General features: G+C 73.9%; 1 protein-coding gene. It reads right to left on the bottom strand.

Annotated features, from left to right (window positions below):
* Positions 1 to 14: 14 nt before the first annotated feature.
* Positions 15 to 14477 carry a type I polyketide synthase gene (locus AW270_RS40900; RefSeq protein ID WP_061289079.1) on the bottom strand — a complete coding sequence of 4821 codons (14463 nt, stop codon included), beginning with the start codon at positions 14475 to 14477 and terminating at the stop codon, positions 15 to 17.
* Positions 14478 to 14483 lie beyond the last annotated feature (6 nt).

Genomic DNA, 14483 nt, shown 5'->3' with positions numbered 1-14483 from the left:
ACGTCAGGCGTTCATCATGAGTCGGTGGTTTCCAGCGCCATGCGGATGAGCGCCTCGGTGTCCATCTCGTCGATCTCCTCGCCGTCCTCGTCGTCCGCGCCGTCCTCGGAATGTCCTTCGGCGAGCCGCAGCAGCGCGTCGGCCAGGCCGGCCTCGCGCAGGCGGGCGAGCGACAGGCTCCCCAGGGCCGCGCGCAGGCGCGCGTCCTCCGGGTCCTCCGTCGCGAAGAGCAGTCCGAGGATGTACGCGGCCAGCGCGGCCGGGGTCGGATAGTCGAAGACCAGCGTCTTGGGCAGCGCCCGGCCGGTCGCCCGGCGCAGCCGGTTGCACAGGTCGACGGCGCTGAGCGAGCTGAAGCCCAGGTCCTTGAACGCCCGGTTCGGCCCGATCGCCGACGCCCCGGCGTGCCCGAGCACCGCCGCCGCCTGCGCCCTGACCAGGTCGAGCACGACGCGCTCGCGGTCGGCGGGCGGCAGCGGCGCGAGCCGGTCGGCCAGGCCGGGGCCCTCGTCCCGGGCGACCGTGGTGAACAGACCGGAGATCAGCGCGCTCGGCCGGTTGGCGGTGAAGGCGGGACCGAACACGTCCCAGTCGACGTCGGCCACGATCGGGGCCGCGTCGTCGCGGTCGATCGCGTGGCGCAGCGCCGTGAGCGCGGTCTCAGGGTCGAGGCCGGACAGGCCCGCCCGGCCGAGCCGGTCGTGGCCGGACGCCATGCCGCCGCCCGCCCACGGCCCCCACGCGATCGACGTCGCGACCTCGCCCCGGGCGTGCCGGGCGGCGGCCAGGGCGTCGAGGTAGGCGTTGGCGGCGGCGTACCCGGCCTGCCCGGCCGAACCGACCGCGCCCGCGACCGAGGAGAACAGCACGAACGCGGTGAGGCCGGAGGTGAGCTCGTCGAGGTTGCGGGCCGACGCGCACTTGGCCCGGTGGACGGTGGCGAGCCGGTCGGGGGTGAGCGCGTCGATGACGCCGTCGTCGAGCACGCCCGCCGTGTGGAAGACGGCCCGGACGTCGTGCTCGGCGAGCAGCGCCGCCAGGGCGTCCCGGTCGGCGGCGTCGCAGGCCACGACGGTCGCGCCCAGCTCGTCAGCGAGTTCGGCCGCGCCGGGGGCGTCAGGCCCGGAACGGCTGATCAGCAGCAGGTCGCGGGCGCCCTGGTCGTGCAGCCAGCGGGCGACCCGGCGGCCGATGGCCCCGGTGCCGCCGGTGACCAGGACGGCGCCCTCGGGGCTCCAGTCGCGCACGGCCCGCGTCGGCGCGGCCTTCTCGATCCGCCGGACCCGGATGCCATCGGGTCCGATCGAGATCTGGTCCTCGCCCTGCGGGCCGGCGAGCACGTCGGCCAGCCGGCCGGGCGCGCCGGTGAGGTCGACGAGACCGCCCCAGCGGGCCGGGTGCTCCAGGGCGGCGGCACGGCCGAGGCCCCAGACCATCGCCTGCTCGGGGTCGGTCGCGGCGTTCCTGGTGACGCACCAGATCGGGGCCTCGACGCCGGGGTCCTGGAGGAGGGCGAGCGTGTCGGTGACCGTACCGGAGGAGACGACACCGGCCAGGTCGGCGGTGGCTTCGGCGACCACCTCGGCCCCGGCCGCCGCGAGGACCGCGGCGAGTTCGGGATCGGTGACCAGCCACTTCCCGGTGAGCGGGCCGGTTCCGGGCTCGAACGGCACCCAGGCCACCTGGTGCCGCCACGGCTCCGACCGGTCGCGGCGGCGGGCCGGGAGCCGGTCGAGCAGGGTGCTGATCGGGTCGTCGGGCGAGAGGCCGTCGACGACGTCCCAGAACTCGTCCTCGGCGGGCGCGAGCCAGTAGGAGCGGTGCTGGAAGGCGTAGGTCGGCAGGGGGACGCGGCGCGCCCCGGGGAGCACGGCGTCCCAGTCGAGCGGGACCCCGGCGACGTGCAGCCCGGCGACCAGCAGGGCCGCCGACTCCGTCTCGGTACGCCCGTCGCGGCAGGCCGCCAGCCAGGTCAGGTTCTCCCCGGCGGCGGAGTCGGGCCCCATGGCCGTGAGGATCGCGGCGGGGCCGATCTCGACGAAGGTGGTCACGCCCTGCCGCTCCAGCCAGGAGATCGCGTCGCCGAACCGGACCGTGGCGCGCACGTGCTCCACCCAGTAGCCGGGCGAGGTCGGCCGCGCGCCCGCGATCGGGATGCGCGGTTCGTGGTAGACGATGCTCTCGGCGACCAGGCGGAAGTCGTCGAGCATCGGGTCCATCAGGCGGGAGTGGAAGGCGTGGGAGACGGCGAGCCGCTTGGTCTTCCCGAAGCGGGCGGCCTCGGCGAGCACGGCGTCCTCGGGCCCGGAGATGACCACGGCGTGAGGCCCGTTGACGGCGGCGATGTCGACATTTCCCGAAATTTCGCCTGGCGCGGCCTGTATGGCGACCATCGCCCCACCGGCCGGAAGCGCCCCCATGAGCGCGGCCCGCGCGGTGACCAGGCGGCACGCGTCCGGCAGCGACAGCACCCCGGCGCAGTGCGCGGCGGCGATCTCGCCGACCGAGTGCCCGGCCAGGAAGCCGGGGGCGACGCCCCACGACTCGACCAGCCGGAACAGCGCCACCTCGAAGGCGAACAGCGCCGGTTGCGTGTACGTCGTCTCGTCCAGCCCCTCGCCCGAGAGGATCACCCGGGGGACGTCGGGGTCGAGGTGGTCGCAGACCGCGTCGAACGCCTCGGCGAACACCGGGTAGGTCTCGTACAGCTCCCGGCCCATCCCGGCGCGCTGCGCGCCCTGGCCGGTGAACAGGAAGGCCACCCCGCCCGTCCTGACCTCGCCCTCCAGCGGGGCCGCCCCGGCCGCGACCGCGCGCAGGCCCTCGGCGAGGGTGGCGGGGTCGGAGCCGACGACGGCGGCCCGGTGGTCGAAGCCGGTCCTGGCGACGGCCAGCGTGTAGGCGACGTCGGCCGGATCGGCGTCGGTGACGTGTGCGGCCAGCTTGGCGGCCTGGTCCCGCAGGGCCTCGGGCGTGCGGGCCGACAGCACCCACGGCACGACCGCCCCGGTGCGGCCCGGCTCGACCGGTTCGGCCGGTTCGACGGCGGGGGCCTCTTCGAGGATCGTGTGGACGTTGGTGCCGCTGATCGCGAACGACGAGACCGCCGCGCGCTTGGGCCGGCCGGTCTCGGGCCAGGCGGCCTGCTCGGTCAGCAGGTCGACCGCGCCCTCGCTCCAGTCGACGTGGTCGCTGGGTCGGTCGATGTGGAGGCTGGCGGGCACCGTTCCGTACCGCATGGCCTGGACCATCTTGATCACGCCGCCGACGCCGGCGGCGGCCTGGGTGTGGCCGATGTTCGACTTGAGCGAGCCGAGCAGCAGCGGGTGCTCGCGGTCCTGGCCGTAGGTGGCGAGCAGGGCCTGGGCCTCGATCGGGTCGCCCAGGGTGGTGCCGGTGCCGTGCGCCTCGACGACGTCCACCTCGCCGGGGGCGACGCGGGCGTTGGCGAGCGCCTGCCGGATGACCCGCTGCTGGGCGGGCCCGTTGGGGGCGGTCAGTCCGTTGGACGCGCCGTCCTGGTTGACCGCCGAGCCCCGGACGACCGCGAGGACGTCGTGCCCGTTGCGCAGGGCGTCGGAGAGGCGCTCGACCAGCAGGACGCCGACGCCCTCGCCCCAGCCGGTGCCGTCGGCGGCGTTGGCGAACGGCTTGCACCGCCCGTCGGCGGCCAGGCCGCGCTGCTTGGCGAACTCGGTGAACATGCCGGGCGTGGCCATCACGGTCACCCCGCCCGCCAGCGCCAGGTCGCACTCGCCCTGCCGCAGCGCCTGCACGGCCAGGTGCAGCGCCACCAGCGACGACGAGCAGGCGGTGTCGACGGTCAGGGCCGGGCCTTCGAGCCCGAAGGTGTAGGCGACGCGGCCGGAGACGACGCTGGTCGCGCCGCCGGTCAGCAGGTGCCCTTCCAGGTCGCCCGCCGCGCCGGTCCCGTATCCGCTGGTCGCCGCCCCGACGAAGACGCCGGTGTCGGTGCCCTTCAGCGAGCGGGGGTCGATGCCCGCGCCCTCGAACACCTCCCAGGACGCCTCCAGGAGGAGCCGCTGCTGCGGGTCCATCGCGAGCGCCTCACGCGGCGAGATGCCGAAGAAGTCGGCGTCGAAGGCGTCCGCGTCGTGCAGGAAGCCGCCGTCGAAGGCGAGCCCGGGGTCCCAGCCCCGGTTGACCGGCGGCCCGCCGACGGCGTCGCCGCCCTCGGCGACCAGCCGCCACAGGTCGTCCGGGGTGCGCACCCCGCCGGGGTAGCGGCAGCTCATGCCGACGATCGCGATCGGCTCGTCGGAGGTGACGGCGGCCGTCGTCCGGGCGGCCGGGGCGGGCGCGCCGACCAGGCCGATGGCCAGGTAGGCGGCCAGCGCGTCGGGGGTCGGGTAGTCGAAGACCAGCGTCGCCGGGAGCCGCAGCCCGGTGGCCGCGTTGAGGCGGTTGCGCAGCTCGACCGAGGTGAGCGAGTCGAAGCCGAGCTCCTTGAACGCCTTCCCGGCCGGCACCGCCTCCGCGGAGCCGTGGCCGAGGACGGCGGCGGCCTGCGCGCGGACGATCCCGGCGAGACAGGCGTGCCGTTCGGCCTCGGGCAGCGCGGCCAGTTTCCCGGCGAGGGAGGAGCCGTCGCCCGCCGCCGCGACGGCCCGCTTCGCCGTCGGCCGGACCAGGGACCGCAGCAGGTGCGGGACCGGGGCGTCGCGCAGCCCGCGCAGGTCGAGGTGCATCGGGATCTGGAGCGCCGCGCCCGACCGCAGGGCCAGGTCGAACAGGGCCAGGCCGTCGGCGTGCGAGAGGGGGGCCATGCCGCCCCGGGTGATGCGGCCCCGGCCGTCGGCGCCGAGCGCGTCGCCCATGCCGCCCGACCACAGGCCCCAGGCCAGCGAGGTGGCGGCCATGCCCTGGGCGTGCCGGTGGGCGGCCAGCGCGTCGAGGACGGCGTTGGCGGCCGAGTAGTTGCCCTGCCCGGCCGAGCCGAACACCCCGGCGGCCGAGGAGTAGAGCACGAACATCGGCACGTCGCCGAGCAGCTCGTGCAGGTGCCGCGCGGCGTCGGCCTTCGGCCGGAGCACGGCGTCCAGGCGCTCGGGCGTGAGCGACCCGACCACGCCGTCGTCGAGCACCCCGGCGGCGTGCACGACGCCCCGGATGTCCTCTTCGGCCACGAGGGCTTCGAGCTGGGCGCGGTCGGAGACGTCGCAGGCCCGGGTGCGCACGCCCGGGAGGTCGCAGCGGCCCGAGCGGCTGACGAGCAGCAGATCGGTGAAGCCCTGGTCGAGCAGGTGCCGGGCGAGCACCTGGCCCAGTCCGCCGGTGCCGCCGGTCACCAGGACGGTGGCGTCCTTGTCGACGTACGGGATCGTGAGGACGACCTTGCCGATGTGGCGGGCCTGGGAGACGTGCCGGAACGCGTCCTTGGCCTTGCGGACGTCCCAGGTCCGGACCGGCAGCGGCGTCAGGACGCCCGCCTCGAAGAGGCCGACGAGCTGGGCCAGCAGTTCCCCGGTCCGGTCGGGTCCGGCCTCGACGAGGTCGAAGGCCAGGTAGCCGGGGATGCCGGTGCGGATGTCGGTCTTGCCCATCTCCAGGAACCGGCCGCCTTCGTTCAGCAGGCCGAGGGAGGCGTCGACGAACTCACCCGCGAGGGCGTTGAGCACGACGTCCACCTTGGGGAACTGATCCGCGAAGTCGAGCGTGCGCGAGCTGGCGATCCCGGCCAGCCCCTCCAGCACGTGCTGCTTGGACTCCGACGCGGTGCCGTAGACCTCCGCGCCGAGGTGGCGGGCGATCTGGGTGGCGGCCATGCCGACCCCGCCCGCGGCGGCGTGCACGAGCACCTTCTCGCCGCTTCGGACCGCGCCGAGGTCGGTGAAGGCGTAGAGGGCGGTCAGGAAGACCAGGGGGATCCCGGCAGCGGTCTCGAACGACCAGCCCTCGGGCATCCTGGCGACGGTCCGGGCGTCGGTGACCACGCGCGGCCCGAAGCCGCCGTTGGCCATGCCGAACACGCGGTCGCCCACCGCGACCGAGGTCACGTCGGGGGCCGTCTCCAGCACGACCCCGGCGACCTCGCCGCCGAGCGGCCCGGCCTCTCCCGGATACATCCCCAACGCGTTGAGGACGTCGCGGAAGTTCAGCCCCGCCGCCCGCACCCCCACCCGCACCTGACCCGATAACAACGCAGCATCCCCCTCGGCGGCCGCGGCCAGCACGAGGCCGTCGAGCGTGCCCTTCGAGGCGATTTCCAGACGCCACCCAGCCTCGCCGCCCGGGGGCGTCAGCCCCACCCCAGGGACACCACTGACCGGTCCCGGCGTCCCCCCTGCGCGCACCAGCCTCGGCACGAGCACCTGGCCGCCCCTCACGGCGACCTGCGGCTCGTCGCCCGCGAGCACCGGCACGTCATCGGTGTCCACCAGCACGAACCGCCCCGGGTTCTCCGTCTGGGCCGACCTGACCAGCCCCCACACGGCGGCGGCGTCGAGATCGTCGACGTCCTCGTCCGGCACGGCGCACACCGCCCGCCGCGTCACCACGACCAGCGGGGTGCCGCCGTCGCGGGCCAGCCAGTCGCGCACCACGTCGAGCGCCTCGTGCGCGGTGCGCGGCTCGGCGACGACCCCGGCGAGCGGCGTCGCCTCGGCCGGGATCCAGTCGAGCCGGTACATCGAGTCGCCGGCGGTCTCGACCTTCGGCGCGGGCCGGACGGTGAGCCGGTCGACCGTGACGACCGGGTCGCCCCGCCCGTCGGCGGCCTCCACCGCGCCGTCCTTGGTCAGCCGGACGCGGAGCGTGGTCGCGCCGTCGGCGTGCAGGGTGACCCCCTGCCAGGAGAACGGGACGCCCGGCTCCCCGCCGAGGAAGGCGGCGGCGTGCAGGGCGGAGTCGAGCAGCGCCGGGTGGATCCCGAACCCGCCGCCGGCGTCGAGCGCCACTTCGGCGTAGACGTCGTCCCCCGCGCGCCAGGCGGCCTGGAGCCCCTGGAACGCCGGCCCGTAGTCGAACCCGTCGAGCGCGGCGTAGAAGCCGCTGACGTCGAGAGGCGTGGCGTTCGCCGGGGGCCAGATCCGGAAGCTCGCGCCGCTCGTGGTCACGGAGCTGAGAGAGCCGGTGGCGTGCCGGGTCCAGACGTCGTCTTCGGTACGGGAATGGATCGCCACCCCGCCCTCGGCGTCGACCGTGACCTGGACCCGCACCGCACCCCTGGCCGGGACGACCAGCGGCGCCTCCAGGGTGAGCTCCTCCACCCGGGAGAGCCCGGCCTCACCGGCGGCCCGGATCGCCATCTCGGCGAACCCCGTGCCGGGGAAGATCACGCGCCCGCCGACGACGTGGTCGGCGAGCCACGGCTGCGCCTGGACGGAGATCCGCCCGGTGAGCAGCTGCCCGCCGTCCGGGAGCGCGACGGCGGCGGCGAGGATCGGATGCCCGGCGTCGGTGAGGCCCAGGGAGGCGGGGTCGCCGGGCTTCGCGACGGTCTCGGGCCAGTAGCGGCGGTGCTGGAACCTGTAGGTGGGGAGGTCGACCCTGGTTCCTTCGAGGTGCCAGTCGACGGCGGTGCCGGAGGCGTGAACCTGGCCGAGTCCCTCGTAGAAGGCGGCGACCTCGTCGCGGTCGGGCTTGGCCAGCGGGATCCACAGGTGGTCGCCGGAGGCCATCGCGGTGAGGACCGGACGGGGTCCGACCTCGACGAACCGGGTGACGCCCTCGTTCTCCAGCCAGGTGATGCCGTCGTGGAACCTGACGGTGTTCCTGACATGGGCGACCCAGTATTCGGGGTCGGTCACGTCAGCGCCGACGATCGGGATCTGGGGGGTGTTGAACGTGAGCGTCGTGACGACCCGGCGGAAGTCCTCCAGCATCGGGTCCATCAACGAGGAATGGAACGCATGACTCACGGACAGCCGCTTGGTCTTCTCGAACCGGGCGGCCTCCGCCAGCACCACCTCTTCCGGCCCCGAGATCACCACCGACCGAGGCCCGTTAATAGCGGCGATATCGACATCGCCCGAAATTTCGCCTGGCGTGGCCTGTATGGCGACCATCGCCCCACCGGCCGGAAGCGCCTGCATCAACGAACCCCGCGCGCTGACCAGCGCGCAGGCGTCCTCCAGCGAGAGCACCCCCGCCACGTGAGCGGCGGCGATCTCACCCACTGAGTGACCGATCAGGAAGTCCGGCCGGACACCGAAATGCTCCAGCAGCCGGAACAACGCCACCTCGAACGCGAACAACGCCGGCTGCGTGTTCCCCGTCTCATCCAGCCCCTCACCGGAGGCCACAGCCGTGGCGACACCCAGCCGCTCACAGATATCGGAGAACACCTCCCCGAACACCGGGAACGCCGCCGACAGCCCGACCCCCATCCCGGCCCGCTGCGCACCCTGCCCGGAGAACATCACCGCCGTCCGCCCCGCCACCGGCCCGGCCGTGGCCAGAGCAGCCAGCCCGGCCAGGAAGTCCCCCACGCTCCGCCCCACCACCACAGCACGCCGCTCCAACGACGCCCGCAACGACAGAGAGAAAGCCACATCGGCAGGACTCAGATCGGCGACCACCCCAGCCAGCGCTTCCGCCTGAGCCCGCAACGCGGCATCGTCTTTGGCCGACAGAACCCACGGCACCACCGGACCATCACCGACCGCCGCACACGACCCCGCGACCGGCTCCTCGCGCCACTCCTCGATGATCGTGTGGGCGTTCGTGCCGCTGATGCCGAACGACGAGACGCCGGCGCGGCGGGGTCCTGCGGTTTCCGGCCAGGCGGTGTGGGTGGTGACGAGGTCGATGGCGCCCGACGTCCAGTCGACGTGGGGAGAGGGTTCGTCGAGGTGGAGGGTCTTGGGGACCAGGCCGTGGCGCATCGACTCGATCATCTTGATGATTCCGGCCACGCCGGCCGCCGCCTGCGTGTGGCCGATGTTCGACTTGATCGAACCCAGCAGCAGCGGCGTCTCGCGATCCTGACCGTAGGTCGCGAGGAGGGCCTGCGCCTCGATCGGGTCACCCAGCCGCGTGCCCGTCCCGTGCGCCTCGACCACCTCGACATCGGCCGCCCGCAGGCCGCCACTCGCCAGGGCCTGGCGGATCACCCGCTGCTGCGCGGGACCGTTGGGCGCGGTCAGACCGTTGGACGCGCCGTCCTGGTTGACCGCCGAACCACGGACCACCGCGAGGATCCGATGCCCCCGCGCCTTCGCGTCGGAGAGACGCTCGACGACCAGGACGCCCGCGCCCTCGCCCCAGCCGGTCCCGTCGGCCCCGGCGGCGAAGGCCTTGCAGCGGCCGTCGGTGGCCATGCCCTGCTGGCGGGAGAACTCCACGAACAGGCCGGGTGTCGACATGACGACCACGCCGCTGACCAGTGCCATGCCGCATTCGCCCTGCTTCAGCGACTGGACCGCCAGGTGCAGCGCGACCAGCGACGACGAACAGGCCGTGTCGACCGTGACGGCCGGGCCTTCGAGGCCGAACGTGTAGGAGACGCGTCCCGACATGACGCTGGCGGTGTTGCCGATCGCCACGTACCCGGCGACGTCCTCGGCGGCGTCCACCAGGAGGTTGCCGTAGTCCTGGGAGTTGGTGCCGGCGAAGACGCCCGTCCGGGTGCCCTTCAGCGAGTGCGGGTCGATGCCCGCGCGCTCCAGCGCCTCCCACGACACCTCCAGCAGCAGCCGCTGCTGCGGGTCCATCGCGAGCGCCTCACGTGGGGAGATGCCGAAGAAGGCCGCGTCGAAGTCGGCGGCGTCGTACAGGAAGCCGCCTTCGAGGGTGTGGGAGCGGCCGTCGGCGAGGGCGTCGACGTCCCAGCCCCGGTCGGCGGGGAAGGCGCCGACGGCGTCGCGGCCGTCGGCGACCAGGTCCCACAGGTCCTCGGGTGAGCGCACGCCACCCGGATACCGGCAGGCCATGCCGACGATGACGATCGGGTCGTCGTCCGGAGCGGCGGCGACGGGAACGTGCGCCTCCGCGCCGGAGGTCTCGCCGAGGATCTCGCCGAGCAGCCACCGGGCGACGACGGCGGGGGCCGGGTGGTCGAAGACCAGGGTCGACGGCAGCCGCAGGCCGGTCGCGGACGAGAGCCGGTTGCGCAGCTCGACGGCGGTCAGCGAGTCGAAGCCGAGATCCTTGAACGGCCGGTCGGCCGACAGGGCGTCGGCGGAGGCGTGGCCCAGCACGGCCGCCGCCTCGCGGCGCACGATGTCGGTCAGCAGGCGCAGCCGGTCGGCCTCGGCCAGCGCGCGCAACTCGGTCGCCAGCGTCGACTCGGCGGGGGCGGCGGCCTCCGGCTCGCGGAGCTGCGGAAGATCGTCCAGCAGGGGACGCCGACGCGCGGCGGCGAAGATCGGCGCGAACCGCGGCCACTCGACGTCGGCGACGACGAGCGTGGTCTCGCCGAGCTCGACGGCCTGGCCGAGCGCCGCCAGGGCCAGGTCGGGCGGCAGCAGCGGCAGCCCGTGCACGCTGAGGAGGTCCTCGGCCTCGCCGTCCTCCACCATTCCGCCGTCGGCCCACGGACCCCAGGCGACGGAGGTCGCGGCCAGCCCACGGGCGCGCCGGTTCTCCGCGAGGGCGTCCAGGAAGGCGTTGGCGGCGGCGTAGGCGCCCTGCCCACCGCTCCCCCACACCCCGGCGATCGAAGAGAAAAGTACAAACGCATCGAGATCCCCGCAGAGCGCGTCGAGATGGGCCGCCCCGGCGGCCTTGGCCGCGACGATCCGCTCGAACTCCTCGGCCCCGACCTGCTCGAACGGGATGTACTGACTGGCCCCAGCGGCGTGCACCACCGCGTTGACCCCGGTCCCGTCGGCCTCCAGCCCGCGCAGCAGCTCCTCGACGGCGGCCCGGTCGGACACGTCGCACGCCGCGATCGTGACCCGCGCCCCCAGCGCGGTCAGCTCGGCCGCGAGTTCCTCGGCCCCCGGCGCGGCAGCTCCCCTGCGGCTGGTCAGCACCAGGTGCGCGGCCCCACGGGACGCCAGCCAGCGGGCCACCCGCCCGCCGAGCGCCCCGGTGCCCCCGGTGACCAGAACGGTCCCGCGCGGCTGCCACCCTCCCGAACCGACTGTCGGAGCGGGAGCGGGCACGAGCCTGCGGGCCTTCACCCCTCCCGGCCTGATCGCGACCTGGTCCTCGTCGGTGGCCAGCACGTCGGCCAGCCGGGCGTAATCGTTCCCGGCCGGTGCGGCGGGCAGGTCGATGAGACCGCCCCAGAGGTGCGGATATTCGAGGGCGACCACCCGGGCGAGCCCGTGCACCTGCGCCTGTACGGGTGAAGTCAGATCCGCCCCCGCCGACACTGCGCCCTGGGTGACGAACCAGACCGGAGCCGTCACCTCAAGACTCCGCACCAGCTCGACCGTGGCGATCACTCCTTCGGTCAGACCGCCCCGGGGCCGCTCGTCGAGCGCCAGCATCGAGACGATGCCGCTGATCGGCTCGGGCGGCATGGGGTCGCCGAAGCTGACGCTGACGACCTGCGCCCCCTTGGCCGCCAGGGCGGCGGCGACCTCGGCCCCGCGCTCCCCCACGACGACCCACCTGCCGGTGAGCCTGGCCGGCGGCGGCGCGAACGGCTTCCACGTGATCGTGTACCGCCACGCGTCGACCACGCTCTCCTCACGGATCCTGCGCCGCCACGCGGACATGGCGTGCAGGGCGGGCAGCGCGGCGGCCAGCGAGGCGTCGTCGACCTGGAGGGTGCCCGCGAGCGCGGACAGGTCGGCGCTCTCGACGGCGTCCCAGAAACCGGCGTCCCCGGAGTCCTCACGGGCGGCGGTCTCGCGCGGGGCGGGCCAGAAGTTCTCGTGCTGGAAGGGGTAGGCCGGCAGCGCGACCTTCTTCGCCCCCTCGAACAGGGGAGCCCAGTCGACGGCCACGCCGTGTTCGAAGACCCGCCCCAACGCCTCGACGAAGGAGTCCCGCTCCCGCCCCTTCCTACAGGCCGGTACGCCGTCCTCCACCAGCGCCGACAGCACCCCGTCAGGCCCGATCTCCAGGAACAGATCAGCGTCCGCCCCCGCCACACCCTCCGAGAACCTGACCGTGGCCCGGACATGCTCCACCCAGTAGCCGGGATCGGTGAAGTCCGCATCCGGCCCCACCATCGAGATCAACGGGATACGCGGCGCGTGGAACGTGAGACCGTCGATCCGCGCCCGGAACTCGCCCAGCATCGGCTCCATCAACGACGAATGGAACGCGTGCGAGACCGTGAGCCGCTTGGTCCTCTCGAACCGTGCCGCCTCCGCCAGCACCACATCCTCAGGCCCCGAGATCACCACGGACTGAGGCCCGTTGATGGCGGCAATGTCCACGCCAGGCGAAATATCGGCAGATGCGGCCTGCACAGCCACCATCGCCCCACCCCGGGGCAACGCCTGCATCAACGACCCACGCGCCTCCACCAACGCACACGCGTCACCCAGCGACAACACCCCCGCGACATGAGCCGCGACGATCTCCCCCACCGAATGCCCACCCACCGAATCAGGCACCACACCGAAGGACTCCACCAGCCGGTACAGCGCCACCTCGAACGCGAACAACCCCGCCTGCGTGAACCGCGTCTCATCCAGCCCAACACCCGAAGCCACGACATCAGCCAGCCCCGGAAAGAACCCGCAGACCTCGTCAAAAGCAGCGGCGAACACCGGGAAATCCCGGTAAAGCTCGGCCCCCATCCCCGCCCGCTGCGACCCCTGCCCGCTGAACAGCACCCCGAGCCGCACATCCCGCGCGACCCGCCCCCGCACATCGGCCAGGTCACTCGTCACCGCCCGATGCGGATAGATCCCCCGAGTGGCCACCAGCGAATAGGCCACATCGAGAGCCGAGACTCCGGGCCGCTCAAGGAACCGCGCGACTCTCTCGGCCTGCGCCAGCAGCGCCTTCTCCGACTTGGCCGAAAGCACGAACGGCACCGCGCCGACACGCCCACCACCCGTCACGGTCCCGGCATCACCAGGTGCCGACGCGCTTCCCTCAGGCATCCCTGCGGCCGAAGACGCCGCAGCCCCCACCGCGGCACCGCCGGACACCCCAGCGGACGAAGACCCGGTGCCCGCGACCCCGGCGGACACAACCACCGCGTCCCCGTTGCCACCGGCGACGACCGCAGGTGCAGGCGCCGCTTCCAAGATCACGTGGGCGTTGGTCCCGCTCACCCCGAACGCGGAGACCGCCGCGCGGCGCGGTTCGCCCGTCTCCGGCCAGGCCCTCGGCTCCGCGAGCAGGGCCACGTCGCCCGACGTCCAGTCGACGACCGGGGTCGGCTCGTCGAGGTGGAGGGTCTGGGGCAGGAGGCCGTGGCGCATGGCCTGGACCATCTTGATGATGCCGCCCACGCCCGCCGCCGCCTGGGTGTGCCCGATGTTGGACTTCAGCGAGCCCAAATAGAGGGGCCGGGGCCGGGTCTCCCCGTACGTCGACAGGACGGCCGTGGCCTCGATCGGGTCGCCGAGGCGGGTGCCCGTCCCGTGGGCCTCGACGGCGTCGACCTGGTCGTGGGTCAGCCGGGCGTTGGCGAGCGCGGCCCGGATCACCCGCTGCTGGGCGGTGCCGCTCGGGGCGGTGAGGCCGTTGGAGGCGCCGTCCTGGTTGACGGCCGAGCCGCGGACGACCGCGAGGACCTCGTGCCCGGCGGCCACGGCGTCGGAGAGGCGCTCGACGACGATCATGCCGACGCCCTCGCCCCAGCCGGTGCCGTCGGCCCCGGCGGCGAAGGACTTGCAGCGGCCGTCGGCCGCGAGGCCGCCCTGGCGGCTGAACTCGACGAAGATGTCGGGGGTCGCGATCACGGTGACGCCGCCGACCAGGGCCATGGTGCACTCGCCCTGCCGCAGCGACTGGACGGCCAGGTGCAGCGCGACCAGCGACGACGAACACGCCGTGTCGACCGTCACCGCCGGGCCCTCCAGGCCCAGGGTGTAGGCGACGCGGCCGGAGACCACGCTCGCGGCGTTGCCGACGGCGCGGTGGCCCTCCAGGCGTTCGCCGCCGAGCAGGGACACGTAGTCGTGGGTGTTGGTGCCGACGAAGACGCCGGCCCGGACGCCGCGCAGCGCCCCCGGGTCGAGGGACGCGCTCTCCACGGCCTCCCACGCGGTCTCCAGGACCAGGCGCTGCTGCGGGTCCATCGCCAGGGCCTCACGGGGACTGATGCCGAAGAACTCGGCGTCGAAGCCGCCGACCCCGTCGAGGAAGCCGCCTTCCAGCGTCGTGGACGACACCACGTCGTCATCCGACGACCGGTAGAGCGCCGAGACGTCCCAGCCCCGGTCGGACGGGAAGCCGCCGATCGCGTCGCGGCCCTCGGCGACCAGGTCCCACAGGTCCTCCGGCGAGCGGACCCCGCCCGGATAGCGGCAGGCCATGCCCACGATCGCGATGGGCTCGTGGTCGCGGTCCTCGGCCTCCTGGAGCTGGCGGCGGGCCCGGCGCAGGTCCGTGGTCACCCACTTGAGGTGCTCCAGAAGCTTCTGCTGGTCTGCCATTGACGT

Origin of the sequence: Herbidospora cretacea, assembly GCF_001570605.1 — a bacterium.
Taxonomy (GTDB): domain Bacteria; phylum Actinomycetota; class Actinomycetes; order Streptosporangiales; family Streptosporangiaceae; genus Herbidospora; species Herbidospora cretacea.
This window is presented reverse-complemented; position numbering and strand designations above follow the sequence as displayed.

What these genes read in the sequence shown, in the direction of transcription:
- AW270_RS40900 (WP_061289079.1), bottom strand. Translation starts at nt 14,477, where the DNA reads ATGGCAGACCAGCAGAAGCTTCTGGAGCACCTCAAGTGGGTGACCACG.